13 protein-coding genes are annotated in these 20,549 nt (G+C 73.4%); 6 read left to right on the top strand and 7 right to left on the bottom strand.

What is annotated here, in order from left to right; all coding sequences use genetic code 11:
• Positions 1–2: 2 nt before the first annotated feature.
• From ACZ3ZD_RS15795 to ACZ3ZD_RS15770, 6 genes are all read right to left on the bottom strand, one after another.
• The gene (locus ACZ3ZD_RS15795; protein ID WP_467397109.1) at positions 3–2,204 is read right to left on the bottom strand and encodes a bifunctional glycosyltransferase/CDP-glycerol:glycerophosphate glycerophosphotransferase; all 2,202 of its coding nucleotides are present in this window, start codon (positions 2,202–2,204) and stop codon (positions 3–5) included.
• Between the two features lie 125 nt (positions 2,205–2,329).
• Entirely contained in the window at positions 2,330–4,543 is a 2,214-nt protein-coding gene (locus tag ACZ3ZD_RS15790; RefSeq protein WP_467397106.1) for a bifunctional glycosyltransferase/CDP-glycerol:glycerophosphate glycerophosphotransferase, read from the bottom strand.
• Between the two features lie 155 nt (positions 4,544–4,698).
• On the bottom strand, positions 4,699–5,607 hold the full coding sequence (locus tag ACZ3ZD_RS15785) for a carbohydrate ABC transporter permease (protein ID WP_467397104.1): 909 nt from the start codon (positions 5,605–5,607) through the stop codon (positions 4,699–4,701).
• The gene (locus ACZ3ZD_RS15780; RefSeq protein WP_467397102.1) at positions 5,604–6,947 is read right to left on the bottom strand and encodes a carbohydrate ABC transporter permease; all 1,344 of its coding nucleotides are present in this window, start codon (positions 6,945–6,947) and stop codon (positions 5,604–5,606) included. Before ACZ3ZD_RS15780 ends, ACZ3ZD_RS15785 begins: the two co-directional genes overlap by 4 nt.
• Before the next feature lie 7 nt (positions 6,948–6,954).
• Positions 6,955–8,334, bottom strand: a complete 1,380-nt coding sequence (locus ACZ3ZD_RS15775) for an ABC transporter substrate-binding protein (RefSeq protein WP_467397099.1) — start codon at positions 8,332–8,334, stop codon at positions 6,955–6,957.
• A 163-nt stretch (positions 8,335–8,497) separates the two neighbouring features.
• The gene (locus ACZ3ZD_RS15770; RefSeq protein WP_467397097.1) at positions 8,498–12,454 is read right to left on the bottom strand and encodes an FtsK/SpoIIIE domain-containing protein; all 3,957 of its coding nucleotides are present in this window, start codon (positions 12,452–12,454) and stop codon (positions 8,498–8,500) included.
• A gap of 434 nt (positions 12,455–12,888) precedes the next feature.
• Between ACZ3ZD_RS15770 and ACZ3ZD_RS15765 the strand changes: the two genes are divergently transcribed.
• From ACZ3ZD_RS15765 to ACZ3ZD_RS15750, 4 genes are all read left to right on the top strand, one after another.
• On the top strand, positions 12,889–14,565 hold the full coding sequence (locus ACZ3ZD_RS15765) for a serine/threonine-protein kinase (protein ID WP_467397094.1): 1,677 nt from the start codon (positions 12,889–12,891) through the stop codon (positions 14,563–14,565).
• A gap of 137 nt (positions 14,566–14,702) precedes the next feature.
• A complete protein-coding gene (locus ACZ3ZD_RS15760; RefSeq protein WP_467397092.1) occupies positions 14,703–15,929 on the top strand; it encodes a serine/threonine-protein kinase in 1,227 nt (408 codons plus the stop codon).
• 90 nt (positions 15,930–16,019) lie between these two features.
• The gene (gene prfB / locus ACZ3ZD_RS15755; RefSeq protein ID WP_467397089.1) at positions 16,020–17,126 is read left to right on the top strand and encodes a peptide chain release factor 2; all 1,107 of its coding nucleotides are present in this window, start codon (positions 16,020–16,022) and stop codon (positions 17,124–17,126) included.
• A 296-nt stretch (positions 17,127–17,422) separates the two neighbouring features.
• On the top strand, positions 17,423–18,334 hold the full coding sequence (locus tag ACZ3ZD_RS15750) for a hypothetical protein (protein ID WP_467397087.1): 912 nt from the start codon (positions 17,423–17,425) through the stop codon (positions 18,332–18,334).
• 102 nt (positions 18,335–18,436) lie between these two features.
• Here ACZ3ZD_RS15750 and ACZ3ZD_RS15745 read toward each other — a convergent pair whose 3' ends face one another.
• The gene (locus tag ACZ3ZD_RS15745; protein WP_030348508.1) at positions 18,437–18,637 is read right to left on the bottom strand and encodes a hypothetical protein; all 201 of its coding nucleotides are present in this window, start codon (positions 18,635–18,637) and stop codon (positions 18,437–18,439) included.
• A 263-nt stretch (positions 18,638–18,900) separates the two neighbouring features.
• On the opposite strand from ACZ3ZD_RS15745, the gene ftsE reads away from it, so the two are divergent.
• Positions 18,901–19,590, top strand: a complete 690-nt coding sequence (gene ftsE, locus ACZ3ZD_RS15740) for a cell division ATP-binding protein FtsE (RefSeq protein ID WP_030610589.1) — start codon at positions 18,901–18,903, stop codon at positions 19,588–19,590.
• Between the two features lie 40 nt (positions 19,591–19,630).
• Positions 19,631–20,548: a permease-like cell division protein FtsX gene (gene ftsX / locus ACZ3ZD_RS15735; RefSeq protein ID WP_030348506.1), complete on the top strand. Its 918-nt coding sequence runs from the start codon at positions 19,631–19,633 to the stop codon at positions 20,546–20,548.
• Position 20,549 lies beyond the last annotated feature (1 nt).

Raw genomic sequence — 20,549 nt, 5'->3', positions numbered from 1 at the left:
GGTCAGCTCCTCACGAGGGTCGCGGCGGCGGGGGCGGGAACGCGTTCCGCGAGCGGGATCACCGGCGGGACCGCCTCGGGCGGCTCGCCGAGCAGCACCCGCCGGACCACCCGCTCGGCGGCCCGACCGTCGTCGAACTGGCAGAACCGCTCCCGGAACGCGGCCCTGAGCGCCCGGGCCTCCGGGCCGGCGTACGAGCCGTCGCGGAAGACGGCGGCCAGTTCCTCAGGGGTCCGGGCGACCGGTCCGGGCGGCTCGGCCATCAGGTCGAAGTAGACGCCGCGCGTCTCCCGGTACACCTCCCAGTCGTCGGCGTACACGACGATCGGCCGGTCCAGGTTGGCGTAGTCGAACATGATGGACGAGTAGTCGGTGACCAGCGCGTCCGCTGCCAGGCACACGTCCTCGGCGCAGCGGTGCCCGGTGACGTCGATGATCCGGCCCGAGTTCCGGGGGCGGCCCCGGTCGTAGAAGTAGTGGGCGCGCAGCAGGACGACGACGTCCTCGCCGGCCGCCGCGCAGAACGCCTCCAGGTCCAGGCCGGGCTCGAAACCGGTGTGGTGGTCGCGGTGGGTCGGCGCGTACAGCACGGCCGTGCTGCCCTCCGGGACGCCCAGTTCGTGCCGGATCCGGGCCACGTCACGGGCGGTCGCCGTGTAGTAGACGTCGTTGCGCGGATAGCCGTACTCCAGATGTTCGTAGGAGCCGGGGAAGGCGCGCTCCCACATCTGGGTGGAGTGGCGGTTGGACGACAGGTTGAAGTCCCAGCGGTCCACCCGGCCCAGCAGCTTGGTGAAGCTGCCGGACTGCGCGGCCACCACCGGGTACGTCGCCTGGTCCAGGCCCATCGTCTTCAGCGGGGTGCCGTGCTGGGTCTGCAGGTGCACACTGCCCGGCCGTTTCACCACGCCCTCGGCGAAGTTCGCGTTGTTGACCAGGTACTTCGCGCGGGCCAGCACCTCCCAGTAGCGCCGGGAGCCGATCACCGCGTACTCCACGTCCTCCGGTACGGCGTGTTCCTGGCCGGCCTCGACCAGGAACACCGAGCGCAGGTGCGGGGCGAGTTCGCGGGCCTTGGCGTGGATCGCGGCCGGGTTGCAGGCGTAACCGCGGCCCCAGTAGGCGCAGTACACGGCGAGGCCGGTGTCGAGCGGGCGGCGCAGGTCGCGCAGGTAGCGCAGCCGGGTGCGCAGCGGGCGCGGGCGCGGCAGCCTGCCGACGGCACCCTCGGCCGCCCGGTTGGCGCCGCGCAGCGCACGGAACGCGGTGTACGCGCCCGCCGCCAGCAGCCGGTGCTGCACCCCCACGCTGCCGCCCGGCATCCGGTGCCCGGCCGGCCGGTGGCTCCGGTAGAGCCGGGCCGCGCGCCGGAAGAACGCCCGGTGCCCGGACGGCAGCCGCTCCGGCCGGGACGCCGTCTTCAGCACCACGGAGAACAGCTGGTCGAACAGGGGCCCGGTCCGCTCGGCCGGCAGTCCGCTGTCGGCCGCCCGCCGCAGCACCTGCTCCACCTGGTCCAGCACGGTGTGCTGGTGCGGTCCGGGCAGGTTCAGCCGGCTGCCCTGCCGGCGCAGCCGGTGCCGTACGACGACCTCGGGCAGCACCGCCAGCCGCCCGGCGGCCACGGTCACCAGACCGCCCCAGCCGAGATCGGTGAAGTGGCCCTCGGGAAAGACGAGTTCCCGCTCGGTGAGGAACGCGCGGCGGTACACCGCGCTCCACGCCGGCAGCAGCACCCCGGTCAGGGCGGGCCGGTCGGCGGGGGCGAAGGCGCCCTTCGGGGCCCCCGCGAGCAGCGGCGCCGCCGGGTTCGCCGGCTCGCCCTCCCACCAGGGGACCCGCTCGTGCCCGGTGTACAGCACGTCCACCCCGGCGGTCTCGGTGAGCCGGGCGTCCGCCGCGGCCAGCGCGCCCGGCAGCAGCAGGTCGTCACCGTCCAGGAACAGCAGATAGGTGCCGGTCGCCGCCCGCATCCCGGTGTTGCGCGCCCCGCTCAGCCCGGCGGACGGCGGCGAGTGGACGGGGGTCACCCGGGAGTCCCGCCCGGCGTACCCGGCAGCGACCTCGGCGGCCGGGGCGTCGGGGGCGTCGCAGACCGGGATCAGCTGGAGGTCGCCGAAGGACTGGCCGAGGACCGAGTCCAGCGCCTGGGACAGCCGGCCGGCGACCCCGTGGGACGGGACGATGATGCTGAAGCGGGGCATTCTGCTCTTTCTGTCGTCTTGCGGACGCGGCCGGGCCGACCCGCCGGACGCCAGGTGGACGGCCGGCTCGGGGTGGGCCGCGTCGAGCCGAGGGGCATGGGAACTCCCGGAGGGACCAACGGCGTTCAGTGGCTCCCGGTGACGGGAAGGGGACCGGAAGGTTGCGGCACGGTGACCAGGGGCGAGCGCGCACAGGCCGCCGGCGCCGGCCTCCGGTCCGCGAGCGGCACCACCGGCGGTAGCTCCGTCTCGCCCCGCACCACCCGGCGTACGACCCGTTCGGCGGCCCGCCCGTCGTCCCACGGGCAGAACCGCTCCCGGAACGCCGCCCGCAGCTGCGCCGAGCGCGAGCCGCACCAGTGGCCGGTGGTGAAGATGTCGACCAGCTCGTCCTCGCTGCGCGCCACCGCGCCCGGCGGAACGGCCCGCAGGTCGACGTAGACACCGCGGACCGCCTCGTACGCCGCCCAGTCCCCGGTGTGCACCACGATCGGCCGGTCCAGGCCGGCGTAGTCGAACACGACCGGCGCGTGGTCGGTGAGCAGCGCGTCGGAGGCCAGGCACAGCTCCGCCGGGTCCGGGTGGGCGTGGACGTCAATGATCCGGGTGCCCCGCACGGGGACCGGGGTGCGGGCCAGGACCACGAAGCGCGGGCCCAGCCGGCGCACGATCCGCTCCAGGTCCAGCAGTGGCCGCTGGGTGCGCAGGTGGTCGCGGTGGGCGGGCGCGTACAGGATCGCGACCGCGCCCTCCGGGACGCCCAGCGAGGCGCGCAGCCGGGCCACGTCCGCCGGGGTCGCCCGCTGCAGGACGTCGTTGCGGGGCAGCCCGTACTCCAGCGTGGTGTAGCCGCCCGGGTGGACGCGCTCCCAGGTCAGGGTGGCGTGCCGGTTGCCGGACAGGACGTAGTCCCACTGGTCCACGTTCCGCAGCAGCTCCGCGGGGTCCAGGTCCCGGGCCGCCGCCGGGCGCTCCAGCAGGTCGAGGCCCGCGTGCCCGAGCGGGGTGCCCTGCTGGGTCTGGACGAAGACCTGCCCGGGCCGCTTGCGCGGCCGCCCCTCGAACCCGGCGTCGCTGACCAGGTAGCGGGAGCGGGCCAGCGCCGTCCAGTAGGCGGCCGTACCGGGTCGCAGCCGCCGCGGCCCCTCCGGTACGGCGTGCTCCTGCCCGGGACGGACGACCCACGCCGTGGCGAGCCCCGGGGCGTGCGTGCGGAACGCCTCCTCCAGCGCGGCCGGGTCCCCGCGGCCCTCCCGGGAGGCGAACACCGCCCGGTCGGGGCGCAGCGGCAGCCGCAGCTGGACCCGGTAGTGCAGCCGGAGCACGCCGGCGCGCACGGCGCCGGCCAGCCCGGCCGCGGACCTCCGCACCCGCCGGCGGGCGGCCGCGGCCAGCCGGAGCGCCCGGAACGTGCGGTGCAGCCCGAAACGGACCAGGGTGTGCCGGGGCCCCGGGCGCGCCCCCGGTACCCGGTAGCGGCGGTAGTGGGCGCGGGCCCGGCGCAGGAACGCGCCGTGGCTGCCGCGCGGCAGCCGGCCCGGCCTGGTGAACACCGTCACGTAGTGGTCGATCATCCGCCGGAACAACTCGGGCCGCCAGCGGGAGAGTTCGGGCCGCTCCTCGACGTACGCGAACACCCGGTCGTACTGCTCGAACAGGTCGAAGTGCCGGTCGCTCGTGGTGCCGAGGATGCTGCCCTGCCGGCGCTGGCGGTAGTGCACGCACACCCGGTCCAGGGTGGCCAGCGACTGCGCGGTCAGCAGCACCGGGAAGGTCCAGGGCGTGTCCTCGTAGTAGCCCGGCGGGAACCGGAAGCCGTGCCGCTCCACGAAGTCCCGCCGGCAGGCCTTGTTCCAGGCCACCATCAGCACCCGGAGCAGTCCCGGCCGGTCCTCCAGCCGGAACGGCGCCGGGCCCTGCTCGGTGAGCTCGCCGGCGAGCTGGTTGCGCACCTCGCGGCCGTCCCAGTAGGTGCGCGCGTAGTCGAAGACCAGCACGTCCGGGTCGCCGGTCTCCTCGAGCCGGTCGGCGACCGCCCGCAGCGCGCCCGGGGTGAGCGTGTCGTCGCTGTCCAGGAAGAGCAGGTAGTCACCGCTCGCCTCGGCCAGCCCCGCGTTCCGGGCCCCGCCCAGCCCCTGGTTCTCGGTCAGGCGGACCGGCTTCACCCGCGCGTCCCGGGCCGCGTACTCCTCGATGATCGCGCCGCAGGCGTCCGGCGAGCAGTCGTCCACGGCGATCAGTTCCAGATCGGGATACGACTGCGAGAGCACCGAGTCCAGACACCCGGGGAGATACGCCTGGACCTTGTACGCGGGGACAATCACACTGAACCTGGGCAAGGGACATCCATGGGTCGGTCGGCGCGGGCGTTCTGCCCGGGAACGACCGATGGAGTGAATCGGTTACGGCTCGTACGGCATTCGGGGGACCCCCGGTCGACGCCGGGGGGCGGGCCGTCGGCGACCCGCCCCCCGGAAAACGCCCTGGTCCGTGGCTACTTGACCGCGCCCGCCATCACACCGGACACGAACTGCCGCTGGAACGCGAAGAACACGGCCAGCGGGATCACCATGGAGATGAACGCACCGGGCGCCAGCACGTCGATGTTGTTGCCGAACTGCCGTACCTGCGTCTGCAGCGCGACCGTGATCGGCTGGGTGCCCGACTTGGTGAACACCAGCGCCACCAGCATGTCGTTCCACACCCACAGGAACTGGAAGATGCCGAGGCTCGCGATCGCCGGCCCGCCGAGCGGCATCACCACCCGGGCGAACAGCCGCAGTTCACCGGCGCCGTCGAGACGGGCCGCCTCCAGCAGCTCACGCGGGATCTCCGCGAAGAAGTTCCGCAGCAGGAACACCGCGAACGGCAGACCGAAGCCGGTGTGGAACAGGATCACCCCGAAGATCGTCCCGAACAGGCCGAGCCTGCCGAACAGTTCGGCGATCGGGATCAGCGCCACCTGCACGGGGACCACCAGCAGGCTCACCACGCCCAGGAACCACCAGTCCCGGCCCGGGAACTCCATCCACGCGAACGCGTACCCGGCCAGCGACCCGATCACCACGACCAGCACGGTCGCCGGGACCGTGATCAGCACCGTGTTCACCAGGGAGTGGGTGATGTCGGGGTTCTCCAGCAGCCGCTGGTAGCTGTCCACGGTCAGCTGGGACGGCTTGGTGAACACCGTCCACCAGCCGCTCGCGCTCATGTCCTGCGGAGTGCGCAGGGACGAGACGAGCAGGCCGATGGTCGGCACCAGCCAGAACAGGCCGACCAGGATCAGGACCACGCGGACCAGCCCGCCGCTCAGCTTCTCCGTGATCCGGGAGCCGACCGACTGCCTCGCCCGCACCGCCCGGACCGGTTCCGCCTCGCCGATGCTTCCGGCGGTCGCCGTCATCGCCGTACCTCCCGCCGCAGCCGACGCACGTTGAACAGCATCACCGGGATCACCAGCAGCAGCAGGAACACCGAGATCGCGCTCGCGACGCCCGGCTGGCCCTCCGCGAAGCCCTTGCGGTACAGCTCCAGCGCCAGCACGTTCGCGTCGTCCTGGGAGGAGCCCGGCGCGATGATGAACACCAGGTCGAACACCTTCAGCACATTGATCATCAGGGTGACCACCACGACCGCCAGCACCGGCGCCAGCAGCGGCACGGTCACCTTGCGGAACACCTGCCACTCGGTGGCGCCGTCCACCCGCGCCGCCTCCAGCAGTTCCCGGGGCACGCCCGCGAGCCCGGCCGCGATCAGCACCATCGCGAAACCCGCCCACATCCAGACGTACGATCCGATGATCGACGGTGTCACGAGGGCCGGGCCGAGCCAGTCCACCCCGTTGTACGGCTCCCTGAAGTTGCTCGCGGGCAGCCGCAGCAGCGCCCCGTCGGCCGCCGCGGGCAGGGTGAAGGTGCCGTCGCCGGACGCCTTCGCGGACGCGACCACCCTGCCGTCCCTCACCGCCTCGATCCGCATCCCGGCGTACCCCACCTCGGACCGGTCCGGGGCGCCGAGCCTGCCGACGCCCTTGCCGCGGGTGAAGTCCTGCCAGGTGGTGCCGGTGACCCTGCCCGGTTCCGGTTTCGCGGCGGCGGCCTTCTTCGCGCCGTCCGGCAACTGGTCCGGGGCGACGCCGACCAGCGGCAGGTTCACCGGCTGCCCGGCGTGGACGGGCGCCCTGGTGACGAAGCCGCCCCGGTCCGGCCGCAGGGGCGAGTCACGGCCCGGGTGCGCCTTCGGGAACGCCGACGACTGCGCGAACGTGTCGTGCACGCCCACCCACACCGCGTTCGCGACGCCCTTGTCCGGGTCCTGGTCGTACACCAGCCGGAAGATGATCCCGGCGGCCAGCATCGAGATCGCCATCGGCATGAAGACGACCAGCTTGAACGCCGTTCCCCAGCGCACCCGTTCGGTCAGCACCGCGAAGACCAGGCCCAGCGCGGTGGCGACCGTCGGCGCGAACACCACCCACAGGACGTTGTTCTTCAGCGCGGTGCGGATGCCGTCGTCGGTGAAGAGCGTCCTGTAGTTGTCGAAGCCGGCGAAACCGTCGCCGGAGGCGTTGTAGAAGCTGCGGACGAGCGAGTACCCGATCGGGTAGACCACGAGCGCACCGAGCAGCACCAGCGCGGGCAGCAGGAACAGCGCCGCCACGGCCTTGCGGGTGCCGGTCACGCTCTTGCGAACGCGGGGCGCGGCGGGGCCCGGTGGGGCCCCGGCCGCCGCTGCCGACGCCATGGCCGGATCAGCCCCCGTTCCCGTAGGCCGCGGCCGCGTCCTTCTCCAGCTTCGCCTGGGCGCCCGCGACGTCCTTCGGGTTCTTCAGGAAGTCCTGGAGGTCCTTCCACTCACCCTTGCCGGGCGTCCCGCCGAAGGCCTGCGGGGCCTGGTCGGACATGTCGAAGCGGAAGTCGTCGCCGGACGCGATCAGCGCCTTGGCGATCTTCTGCTGCACCGCGTTCGGGTACGCCGACACCGGCACGCTCTTGTTCGGGGAGAGGTAGCCGCCGAGCTTCGCCTGGATCGTGGCCGCGTCCGGGGAGGCGAGGAAGGTGGCCAGGGCCTGCGCGGCCTTGGAGTCCTTCAGGATCACCGCCGCGTCACCGCCGGAGACCACCGGCGCCGCCGAGCCGACCGCGGGGAACGGGAACACCTTCGCGTCCGTGCCCACCTTCGCCTTCGTCTCACCGATGTTGACCTGCACGAAGTCGCCCTCGTACACCATCGCGGACTTCGGCTGGTCGCCGCCGGTGAAGGTCTGGGTGACCGACTGCGGGAACTCCGTCTGGAGCGCGCCGGTCTGGCCGCCGGCCAGGTAGTCCTTCCGGCCCCAGATCTGGGCGAGGGTGGTCAGCGCCTGCTTCACCGACGGATCGGTCCACTTGATCCTGTGCTGGGCCAGCTGGTCGTACTTCTCCGGGCCCGCCTGGGACAGGTACACGTTCTCGAACCAGTCGGTCAGCGGCCAGCCGTCCGCGCCGGCCACCGAGAACGGCGTGACACCCGAGTCGTACACCGCGCGCGAGGCGGTCAGCAGGTCCTGCCAGGTCCTGGGCTCCTTGGCGCCCGCGTTCTCGAAGACCTTGGCGTTGTACCAGATCAGCGACTTGTTGGCGGCCTTGTAGTAGACGCCGTACTGCTTGCCGCCGACCTTGCCGATGTCCTGCCAGCCCTGCGCGTAGTTCTTCGCCAACTCCTTGCGCGCCTCGGCCCCGAGGGGCTTGGCCCAGCCCTTGTCGACGGCCTGCTTGATGGCGCCGGGCTGCGGCAGCAGCGCCACGTCCGGCGGCTGGCCGCCCGCGATCTTCGAACCGAGGAAGTTGATGATCGGGTCCTGCGCGGGTACGAAGGTGACCCGGGCGCCGGTCCGCTTCTCGAACTCGGCGAGCACCTTCTTGAAGTTGGCCTGCTCGGCGCCGGTCCAGACGGCGGCCACCTCCAGGTGGGCGCCGTTCAGCTTCGGCAGGGTCACGGTGGAGGTGGTGGCTCCGCCGGTCTGGTCGCCGTTGTCCTTCTTGTTGTTGTCACCGCTGGAGCAGGCGGAGAGCGCGAGCGCTCCCGCGAGCAGTCCGGCGAGTGTGGTGACGGCCCTGTGTGTCCGGAACGTGCTGCTCTCGCTGTGCATCACTTCCCCGTTCGTCGTTCTCCGTTGAACGCTGTTGAACGTCAGAACTCTGTCCCGTGCGCTCCGGTCTACGCGGGCCGCTCCGGGCGGGCAAGAGCGCCTGCCGTGTCCACCGGCTCATCGTGACCGGCTCGTGACCAGGGGCGCGTGTGCACGGGGCCGTTCAGAGCAGGGAGGGCACCTGCGCCGCCGCGACCTCGCGGGCGGCCCGCTCCACCGCGCTCGCCAGCAGCGCCAGGTCGGTCGGGCCGTTGCCCAGCTCCCGCACGGGCCGGCGGGCCGGCGGGTCGCCCATGTGCTGCCAGTCCAGCGGGACGACCGTGGGCCGCTGGGTCGCGGTACGCGGGATACGGCCCGTCACCCGGCCGCCTTGGAAGGCCACGGCCCGCCCGTCCGCGTACGCCAGCGTGCCCCGGCCCGGCGCCGGCTGCTCCGGGCCCGGCTGCGGGGCGTCCAGCGTGACCCGCAGGGCGGCCCGGCGCGCCGGTTCGGACTCCGCCGTACGACCGCCGGTCCCGGCCGCCGTCACCAGGTGCACCCCGAGCCGCTCGCCGTCCCGGGCCACCGCCTCCAGCGCGCGTACCACCGACCCGGCGGCGGGCCGGCCCGGCGAGCCGAGCGCGGGGGAGACCAGCGCGTCCAGGTCGTCGACGACCACCACCAGCCGGGGCAGCGGCGGCGCCGCCGCTGCCCGCTGCCGGGCCGCCGCGCCCGGCCGCAGCCGCAGGGTCGAGCTGGGCGGGGACTCGATGTCACCGGACGCGGAGCCCTGGGCGGGGCCGGGTACGGGACCTGCGGCGGGCGTGCGCTGGGACACCATCCGGCCGGACACCTCCTGCCCGGCGTGCCACCCGGCGAAGTCCGTCCGGCCCAGCAGCTCCGCCCGGCGCTTCAGCTCGGCGGTCAGCGACTGCGCGAACTCCCGCATCCGCACGGGGTCGTTGGCGATCAGGTGCGTGGTGACATGGGGTATGTCGGTGCACACCCGCAGGCCCTCACCGCGGCCGGCGCCCGTGCCGACGCCGTCCCGGCCGTCGAGCAGCACCAGGGCCAGCCGGTCCGGTCGCTCGGCGGCGGCCAGCGAGGCGACGACGGTCCGCAGCAGCTCGGTACGGCCACTGCCGGCCGGCCCCTCGACCAGCAGGTGCGGGCCCTCGGCCACGAGGTCCGCGGTGACCGGACCGCGCGGCCCGGCGCCCAGCACCGCCCGCGCCCGGCCGCCCAGCGACCCGGTGTCGTCGGCCGCGTCCGCCCAGCGCGCCATCAGCGAGGCCGGGGTGGCCCGGGCCAGGCCCAGCTCGTCCAGCAGCCGCGCCGACCGGGGCAACGGCGTCGCCACGCGCGCGTGCCGTTCACCGGGCGGGCCGTCCGGGCGCAGCGGCGCCAGCGCCCGCGCGAACCGCTCCGCCCAGGCGGCGGAGACGGCGTCGACGGCGGCGAGCGTGCCGGTGCCGACGGGCCCGCCCGGCGCGACCCGCAGCAGTTGCAGCGCGGCGGCGACGTCCCCGCTCAGCAGCGCCACGGCACCGCAGTGCCGGAACGTCGGCGTCACCGCGCACGCGGCCTCGTACGTCACGGTCACCGGGGAGGCCGGCGTGGCGGTCTCGGTCTCGGCGAGGCACACCACGTGGATCCCGGCCCGCGGCCCGGCGACGGCCAGCCGCGCGAGCGCGTCCCGCAACGCCGAGCCGCCCGGATCCCCGTCCACGACGACGATCGTGTACGGCCCGCCGAAGCCCACGGCACCGGTGCCTTCCTTGGCCCAGGACGGGCGGCGGGGTGCGGGGGTCGTGTCGTGGGCGGCCGGGGCCGTGGGGGTGCCGGGCCGGGTGACCGGTGCCCGGGGGGCGGGCGTCGTGGGATGTGCGTCGCGTGCGGTGGTGGGGTGGGCCGTGGTACGGCCCGTCGCCGCGTGGTCGTCCAGGCGGCGCAGCAGCTCCTCCGTGCGGGCCGCCGCCTGCTCGCGGTCGTAGGCCAGCAGCAGTCGGCAGTCCTGTCCGTGGCCCGGCCGCACGTGCGGGAGCCAGCCGAGCCAGGCCCACTCGGCCGTACGGTCCTCCACGGGCCGCGAGCGGTCCGCGCTGATCAGCACGATTTCGAGCAGGTCGGGGGAGTGCAGGGCGGCGAGCTGGGCCAGCACCGCGCGGGCCAGCCCGGACAGCCGGGGGCGCGGGCCGGCCAGGCCCAGCGCGCCCGCCTCGCGCAGCGCCGCGGTCACCGGCACCGCGGGCAGCAGGCCCGAGCCGTCCGGCGCGCTCCGGTCGGCCGTGCCGAGCCGCACGGCCAGCGCCTCGGGGTGTCCCGGGCCGCGCTCCCACAGCCGGGGGCCGGGACCCAGCGCCGTCAGCAGCAGGGCGGCCGGGTCCGGCCAGGTCTCCGGCTGCCCGGGGGCACCGGCCGCCGGGGTCTCGCCGACGTGGGCGGGGCCCGTGCCGTCGTACGTCTCCGGGCCGGCCGGCTGCTCGCCGCGTCCGCCGGCCAGCCGACGCGCCCAGGCGCCCAGGCCGCGCCGCCGGGGGCCGTCGGCCCCCTTGCGTCCGCCCGCCTCCGGGTCCGCACCGGCGACACCGAAGCGGCCCGCGTGGGTGTCCCCACCGACCGCGGCGCCCCGGCTCTCCGCACGGGGCGCCCCGGCCTGCCCCGGGACCACCGGTGACGGTCCCCGCCGGTGCTCCTGCGCGCCCGCGTCCCAGCCGGCGGCGCCATCGGGGTCGTAGCCGTGCTGCGCGGGCACACCAACGGAAGCGGCCCCCGCCCCACGGGAGCGCCCGTCCGGGGGAGAACCCCACGCCTCGGAGCCTCCCGGCTCGTCTACGGCCTGTCGGTCACCGGGCCGGCGCCCGGTACCGGCCGACGGGGCCACCCGCGCCCCGGAGTTTCCCGCGCCCTCCACCGGAGGCGCCGACCACTGGCCGCCGCGAGGGTCACCGGCACCGGTCGCCTGCGACTGGCCGTTACGAGGGTTGCCGGAACCCTGAGACGGCCACTGGCCGCCACGAGGGTCACCGGCACCGGGCGACGACTGGTCGGCTCGACGGCCCCCGGCCCCCCGCGACGGCGGCTGCCCGTCCCGAGGACCACCGGCCTCCGCCCACGGCGACTGCCTGTCACCGGCACCGCCCACACCTGACAACGGTGACTGCCCGCCACGAGAGTTACCGGCGTCCCGCGGCGGCGCTTCCCCGCCGCCCTGACCCCGCGACGGCGACTGCCCGCCACGAGGACCACCCGCAGTCGATGGCGGCGCCTGCCCGCCACCGGAGCCACCCGCACGCCGCGACGGCGACTGGCCGCCATCAGAGCCACCCCGGGACGCCGACTGCGCGCCCCCCTGGCCAGCGGCCCCCGCCCCCGACGACCGCCCCCCACCGAGGCCACCCTCGCCCGCAGCCCCTGCCGACGCACCCCCCACACCCGCCGTCGGCGCGACAGCGGAGCCGTTGCCCGGGGTGACCCGTACGCAGCCCTCGCCGTCCGGTGCCGTGGGGACGCGCATGGCGGGGCCGCCGGCCGGGGCGACCCGCAGGGCCGATTCGCCTATGCGCAGCAAACCCCCGGCGGGCACCCGTACCGGACGTTCCGTGACCCGCACGCCGTCCAGGGACGTGCCGTTCGTGGAGCCGAGGTCGGCGACCGAGACGCGGCCGTCCGCGTCGACGGTGACCGCGCAGTGCAGGCGGGACACGTCGGGGTCGTCCAGCGGGACGTCCGCGTCGGCGGAGCGGCCGACGGTGATCCGGCCGCCGTGCAGCAGATGCACCCCGCCCGCGTCCGGGCCGGCGACCACGTGCAGCTGGGTCGGGGCCTCGTCCAGCTCGGGGTGTGGCTCGGGGGCCGCCGGCGCGCCGAGGGAGAGCACCGCGCCGTCCGTCAGCGGCGGCTCGCCGAGGGTGCTGCGCCGGGGGTCGAGCCGCTCGGCGCCCGCGTACAGCACCACGGATGCGCCGCCGGCCTCCCGGCCGCCGGTGCCGCCGTCGCCGGTGACCGCCCCGGCCAGTGCCGACGCCACCGCGGCCAGCTCCGTGCCCGCGGGCGCCGTGACCAGCACGTCGCGGCTCACGGCACGGCCCCGCTGCGAGGCCGGGCCGAGCGGGTCTACGACGGTCAGCCGGATCTGCATCGGCGTCAGCGGTCCCTTCTGCGCGGGTTGGCGCGGGCGCGGACTTCCCCCCACCCCACACGAACACGTCGGCCAGCAGCCACCGGAGGCGTCCCGGCGGGCTGCTGGCAGCATCCTCGCACCTGCCACCGACAACGTGCCCCGGACCCGGGCACAAGTGATCTTGATTGGTCGGCTCTGCCCACAAAAATGCCTGACCGGTACCCCGACAGCGATCAGTTGAGATCGGTCACGTCCGGTCCCGGCAACCACGCGACCGCCTCGCGCGTCTTCCCGGGCAGCCCGCGGCCGGACCGCTCCGGAGCCCCCGAACATCCTCGGGAACGTGTACGTAGTGCATCGAAGGACCCCACTACAGTGGTTCGGAAAACCGGAAGACCGGAACCGGAACCGGAACGCAGGCAAGCAACAGCAACCAGCAGGGAGCGCGTGACGTGCGGCCAGTCGGCAGCAAGTACCTGCTTGAGGAGCCGCTCGGACGCGGCGCCACAGGCACCGTCTGGCGTGCCCGCCAGCGCGAGACCGCGGGCGCCGAGGCGGCCGTGCCCGGCCAGCCGGGAGAGATGGTCGCGATCAAGGTCCTCAAGGAGGAGCTGGCGAGCGACCCGGACATCGTGATGCGCTTCCTGCGCGAGCGCTCCGTGCTGCTCCGGCTCACCCACCCCAACATCGTCCGGGTCCGCGACCTGGTCGTCGAGGGCGACCTGCTGGCGCTGGTCATGGACCTCGTCGAGGGCCCCGACCTGCACCGCTACCTGCGCGAGAACGGCCCCCTCACCCCGGTCGCCGCCGCCCTGCTGACCGCCCAGGTCGCCGACGCCCTCGCCGCGAGCCACGCCGACGGCGTCGTCCACCGCGACCTGAAGCCCGCCAACGTGCTGCTCATGCAGCGCGACGGCCGGATGCACCCGATGCTGACCGACTTCGGCATCGCCCGCCTCGCCGACTCCCCGGGCCTGACCCGCACCCACGAGTTCGTCGGCACGCCCGCGTACATCGCCCCGGAGTCCGCCGAGGGCCGCCCGCAGACCTCCGCCGTCGACATCTACGGCGCCGGCATCCTGCTGTACGAGCTGGTCACCGGCCGCCCGCCGTTCTCCGGCGCGACCGCCCTGGAAGTCCTGCACCAGCACCTGAGCGCCGAGCCGCGCCGTCCCTCCACCGTCCCGGACCCGCTGTGGACGGTCATAGAGCGCTGCCTGCGCAAGAACCCCGACGAGCGGCCGAGCGCGGAGAACCTCGCGCGCGGGCTGCGGGTCGTCGCCGAGGGCGTCGGCGTGCACGCGGACGCCGCGCGGATCGCCGCCGCCGAGGGTGTCGGCGCGCTGCTCGCCCCCGACCCGGCCCCGGCCCCCGTCCCGGGCGTGCCCGGCGCCGCCGACCCCACCCAGGTGCTGCCGACGAACGCGCCGCAGGGGGCGTTCGACCCCAACGCGGCGACCAGCGTGCTCCCGCACACCGGCGGCCCGGCCGGCGCCGCCGACCCCACCGCCGTCCTGCCTCCCGTCGGACCGGGGCAGCAGGGGCACTACGGCCAGCAAGGTCAGCAGGGGCAGCAGCCCGAGCAGCCGCACCCCTGGCAGACGCAGCTGCGCGCCGCCCGCGACCGCAACGAGCAGACGCAGATCCAGTACCTCTCCCCGGAGGACGACCCGCTGCGCCACCGCCCCCAGCGCCAGGTCGCCCGGCCTCAGCCGCAGCCGCGCCAGGCCCCGCAGGCCCGCCCCCGGCAGCCGCAGCCGCGCGGCGGCCGGCAGCAGGGGTACCAGCAGGGGTACGGCTACGGGCAGGGCGGGCAGCCCCAGCCCCAGCAGCCGCAGCCCCAGCGGTACGCGCCCCCCGCGCCCGAGCCGCAGCGCCCCGCCCGTGAACCGCGCGCGCCGCGGCAGCGCAGCGCCAACCCGATGAGGATCCCCGGTCTCGGTTGTCTGAAGGGCTGCCTGTTCACGATCGTCATCCTGGTCGTGGCGAGCTGGCTGATCTGGGAGCTGACCCCGCTGCAGGACTGGATCGGCACCGGCAAGGGCTACTGGGACCAGATGGGCACCTGGATCGGCAAGGTGGGCGGCTGGGTCAAGGACCTGACCGGTTCCTCCGGCAGCGGGCAGTGACCGCCGGCCCGGCCGCCCGGTTCGGGCGCCTGGGTTGTGGATTTGTCGACACCTGCCGGGTGATTTCCGTCTCCGCGGTGAAGGTTGGCTCGGCGGACGCGTAGTTTTGGCGACAACACGCGTCTGTAGGAGCAGTCTTGGCACGGAAGATCGGCAGCCGGTACACCGCGAACCAGATCCTGGGGCGGGGGAGCGCCGGCACGGTGTGGCTCGGCGAGGGACCGGACGGCCCCGTCGCCATCAAGCTGCTGCGCGAGGACCTCGCCTGCGACCAGGAGCTCGTCGGACGCTTCGTGCAGGAGCGCACCGCGCTGCTCGGCCTGGAGCACCCGCGCATCGTCACCGTGCGCGACCTGGTGGTCGACGGCAACGACCTGGCCCTCGTCATGGACCTCGTGCGCGGCACCGACCTGCGCACCCGCCTGGAACGGGAACGCCGGCTCGCCCCCGAGGCGGCCGTGGCGATCGTCGCCGACGTCGCCGACGCGCTGGCCGCGGCCCACGCGGCCGGGGTCGTCCACCGGGACGTCAAGCCCGAGAACGTCCTGCTCGACATGCAGGGCCCGCTCGGCCCGGGCGGCGCCCACCCCGCGCTGCTCACCGACTTCGGCGTCGCCAAGCTGATCGACTCGCCGAAGCGGACCAAGGCCACGAAGATCATCGGTACGCCGGACTACCTGGCACCGGAGATCGTGGAGGGCCTGCCACCGCGCGCGGCCGTGGACATCTACGCCCTGGCGACCGTCCTGTACGAGCTGCTGGCCGGCTTCACCCCCTTCGGCGGCGGACACCCCGGCGCGGTACTGCGGCGGCACGTCACCGAGACCGTCGTACCGCTGCCCGGCATCCCAGAGGAGCTGTGGCAGCTGCTCGTGCAGTGCCTGGCCAAGGCGCCCGCGTCCCGGCTGCGCGCCTCGGAGCTGGCGGCGCGGCTGCGCGAGCAGCTGCCCATGCTGGCCGGGATGCCGCCGCTGGACGTGGACGAGCCCGACCCGTCCGAGGAGGCCGGCGAGGAGTCCGCGCCGTCGGCCCCGCAGGCGGAGCCGGTACGGCGGCGGGGCGCGGTGTCCCTCGTCCCCGGGGCCAAGCCCGACTCCAACCGCGACACGCACACGTCGATGCGGGTGCCGGGGCCGGACGAGCTGGCCGGCGGGGCCCACGGGACCGCCCGCGTGCCCCGGTCCCCCGGCGCGCCCCGCCCCGGCTCGGCCCGCCACCGGGCCGCCGTGCGGCGGCGCAGGGTGACCCTGGGGGCGGCCGGGGTGGTGCTGGCCGCCGTCGTGGCCGTCGGCGCGTGGCTCGCCTCCTCCGGCGACGACCCGGACGACGCACCCCGGCCCGCCCACAGCGCGTCGACCCCGTGACCGGGGCGGGGACCCCGTGACCCGGGGGCGGGGGCGGTACCGGCTGCGGCCCGGCCCCCGCCGCTCGGCGGAGCCGTTACGCTGGGAGGCGTGGCAGTCGTCGATGTATCCGAAGAGCTGAAGTCCCTCTCCTCGACCATGGAGTCGATCGAGGCCGTCCTGGACCTCGACAAGCTGAGGGCAGACATCGCCGTGCTCGAGGAGCAGGCGGCCGCGCCGTCCCTCTGGGACAACCCGGACGAGGCGCAGAAGATCACCAGCAAGCTCTCCCACCTCCAGGCCGAGGTCAGGAAGGCGGAGACGCTGCGCGGCCGGATCGACGACCTCGCGGTCCTCTTCGAGATGGCCGAGGAGGAGGACGACCCGGACACCCGCGCCGAGGCCGAGTCGGAGCTGACCGCCGTACGCAAGGCGCTGGACGAGATGGAGGTCCGCACCCTCCTGTCCGGCGAGTACGACTCCCGTGAGGCGCTCGTCAACATCCGCGCCGAGGCCGGTGGCGTCGACGCCGCCGACTTCGCCGAGAAGCTCCAGCGCATGTACCTGCGCTGGGCCGAGCAGCGCGGCTACAAGACGGAGCTGATCGAGACGTCGTACGCGGAAGAGGCCGGCATCAAGTCGACCACCTTCTCCGTGCAGGCGCCGTACGCCTACGGCACGCTCTCCGTCGAGCAGGGCACCCACCGCCTCGTGCGTATCTCGCCCTACGACAACCAGGGTCGCCGGCAGACCTCGTTCGCCGGAGTCGAGGTGCTCCCCGTCGTCGAGCAGTCCGACCACGTCGAGATCGACGAGTCCGAGCTGCGCATCGACGTCTACCGGTCCTCCGGCCCCGGCGGCCAGGGCGTCAACACGACCGACTCCGCGGTCCGCATCACGCACCTGCCGACCGGCATCGTGGTCTCCTGTCAGAACGAGCGCTCGCAGATCCAGAACAAGGCCACCGCGATGAACGTCCTCCAGGCCAAGCTGCTGGAGCGGCGCCGTCAGGAGGAGCAGGCCAAGATGGACGCCCTGAAGGGCGACGGCGGCAACTCCTGGGGCAACCAGATGCGTTCGTACGTGCTGCACCCGTACCAGATGGTCAAGGACCTGCGCACCGAGTACGAGGTGGGCAACCCGGAGGCCGTGTTCAACGGCGAGATCGACGGGTTCCTGGAGGCCGGGATTCGCTGGCGCAAGCAGCAGGAGAAGTAATTTTGTCGACATGACAACTGCCGCCCCCGGGGCGGCAGTTGTCTTATGTCTGGGTTTTACATCACACTCACAGCCTTCAACTTCCGGCAAATGCCGCCCCATCGGACATTGCGCCCGCAATGCCCTTGACGTTGCTTTGAAGAATGGGAAAGGGTGAGGCGCGGCATGCGTACCCGAGGGGTGCATGTGAACCGGGGGATCGAGTCGACGCGCTTCGTCACCAGCTGCCTCCGTCGATCACGGCACGCCCCGTCGCGCCGCCTCATCGACGAACAGCTACTGGGGGTAGCAACCATATGACGAAGAAGACGCGGATCCGGGTCGCGCGGATAGCCGCCGGCGCCGTGATCGCGGCCGGTGCGTCACTGACGGCCGCCGGCGCGGCTTCCGCCCTGGACCTCGACGTCCAGGCGGGCCCGATCAGCCTGGGCGTGAGCGGTGTCGGCGCCGACGGCGGCAACACCGACGGTGGCAACACCGACGGCGGCGGCTGCCCGATCGGCATCTGCACCGACGGCGGCACGGACGGCTCGGCCGGTACGACCGGCACCACGGGCACCACGGGTACCACGGGTACCACGGGCGAGACCGGGACGACGGGCACCACCGGGACGACGGGCACCACCGGTACCACGGGCACCACCGGTACCACTGGTACGTCGGGTGAGACCGGTACCACTGGTACCACCGGTACTACTGGCACCACGGGTACGACCGGCACCACGGGTACGACCGGCACCACGGGTACGACCGGCACCACGGGTACGACCGGCACTACCGGTACTTCTGGCACCACAGGTACGTCTGGCACGACCGGTACGACCGGCACCACGGGTACGACCGGCACCACGGGTACGACCGGCACCACCGGCTCCAGCGACGGCAGCAGCACCTCGGGCTCCACCGACGGCAGCAGCACCTCCGGCTCCGGTGACGGCGGCTCCACCGACGGCGGCTCCTCCAGCACCGGTGGCAACAACACCTCCCCCGAGGGCGGCAACAACAACGTCCCGCAGGACGAGGGCTCCTCGGCGCTGACCGCGACCGGCTCCGACGACTCGGCCCAGGGCGGCGGCAAGCAGCTCGCCGAGACCGGTGCCGGCCAGACCGCGTTCCTGCTCGTCGGCGCCGCGACGATGATCGCCGGCGGCATCGGCTTCCGCGTCCTGCCCCGCCTGGTGAACGGCCGGGGCGGCGCCGCCGCCTGACCGTAGCCACACGGTCACCCACGGCACGCACCCGCACACGTAAGGGCCCGGAGCCTGCAGCTCCGGGCCCTTACGGCGCTCTGTGCGGGCGGTCGCGCCCGGTCAGGCGGTCTGGTGGGCCAGGAGCGCCACCGCGGCGATCAACACCGCCAGCAGCGCGATCAGCGCCATCGGGTTCAGCCCGTTCAGGCCTCCGAAGAAGCCCTCCTGCTGCAGTCGCTCGCGGTTGGCACGGCACACCGGGCACCGGCCCTCACTCACAGGCGACGCGCAGTTCGCGCACACCAACCGGTCGTACGTCATGCGCTCGCCCTCCTTGCACCGGCCATCACCCGTACAACGTTCGCCGGAACGAGAACGTTCCCCCTCGCTCCCGTTCCCTCGCTTTTCCCTCCACTGTGCCAGGTTCCCGCGGAGCGTGCGCGGGGCACCCGGGAACAGGGGGCGCGGGCAGGGGGCGGTACAAAAACGTACAAGTCTTGCCCAACCTCAACCTGCGACTGCACTTGCACACCCGGTTCGCGTATGGTCACGCTCATCTACCCCCGGCGACCCGTGGTGCATCCGTGATCCGATTCGACAACGTCTCCAAGGTCTACCCCAAGCAGACCCGGCCCGCACTCAGGGATGTCTCCCTGGAGGTGGAGAAGGGCGAGTTCGTCTTCCTCGTGGGGTCCTCCGGCTCCGGAAAGTCCACCTTCCTGCGGCTCATCCTCCGCGAGGAGCGGTGCAGCCACGGCCAGGTGCACGTGCTGGGCAAGGACCTCGCCAGACTGTCCAACTGGAAGGTGCCGCAGATGCGCCGCCAGCTGGGCACCGTCTTCCAGGACTTCCGGCTGCTGCCGAACAAGACGGTCGCGGAGAACGTGGCCTTCGCCCAGGAGGTCATCGGCAAGTCCCGCGGCGAGATCCGCAAGTCCGTGCCGCAGGTGCTCGACCTCGTCGGGCTCGGCGGCAAGGAGGACCGCAGACCGGGCGAGCTGTCCGGTGGTGAGCAGCAGCGCGTCGCCATCGCGCGCGCGTTCGTCAACCGCCCCAAGCTGCTCATCGCCGACGAGCCCACCGGCAACCTCGACCCGCAGACCTCCGTCGGCATCATGAAGCTGCTCGACCGCATCAACCGGACGGGCACCACCGTCATCATGGCGACGCACGACCAGAACATCGTGGACCAGATGCGCAAGCGCGTCATCGAGCTGGAGAAGGGCCGCCTCGTCCGCGACCAGGCCCGCGGCGTCTACGGCTACCAGCACTGACCGCAAGCACCCAGTTCCCGAAAGGCCTGAAGACCCCGCCATGCGCGCCCAGTTCGTCCTGTCGGAGATCGGTGTCGGTCTCCGCCGCAATCTGACGATGACCTTCGCCGTCATCGTCTCCGTCGCCCTGTCCCTGGCCCTGTTCGGCGGTTCGCTGCTGATGAGCGACCAGGTGAGCACCATGAAGGGCTACTGGTACGACAAGGTCAACGTCTCGATCTTCCTGTGCAACAAGCACGACGCGGAGAACGACGTGCACTGCGCCAAGGGCGCCGTCACCGAGGACCAGAAGAAGCAGATCCTCGCCGACCTGCACGGGATGCCGGTCGTGGAGAAGGTGACCTACGAGTCGCAGGACGAGGCGTACAAGCACTACAAGGAGCAGTTCGGCAACTCCCCGCTGGCCGGCTCGCTGACGCCGGACCAGATGCAGGAGTCGTACCGGATCAAGCTCAAGGACCCGCAGAAGTACCAGGTGATCGCGACCGCGTTCAACGGCCGTGACGGCGTGCAGTCGGTGCAGGACCAGAAGGGCATCCTGGACAACCTCTTCCAGCTGCTGAACCTGATGAACCGGGGGGCGCTCGGCGTGATGGCGATGATGCTGATCGTCGCCCTGCTGCTGATCGTCAACACCGTGCGCGTCTCGGCGTTCAGCCGACGGCGCGAAACCGGAATCATGCGCCTGGTCGGTGCTTCGGGCTTCTACATCCAGGCGCCGTTCATCGCCGAGGCCGCGGTCGCCGGACTCATCGGCGGCGGCCTCGCCTGCGTCGCCCTCGTCGTCGGCCGGTACTTCACCATCGACCACGGCATGGAGCTGTCCCACAAGCTCACCCTCATCAACTTCGTGGGCTGGGACGCGGTGTTGACCAAGCTGCCGCTGATCCTCGCCACCAGTGTGCTGATGCCCTCGCTCGCCGCGTTCTTCGCCCTGCGCAAGTACCTGAAGGTGTGAC

It is taken from the genome of Streptomyces sp. NPDC023481, assembly GCF_055560195.1.
This window is presented reverse-complemented; position numbering and strand designations above follow the sequence as displayed.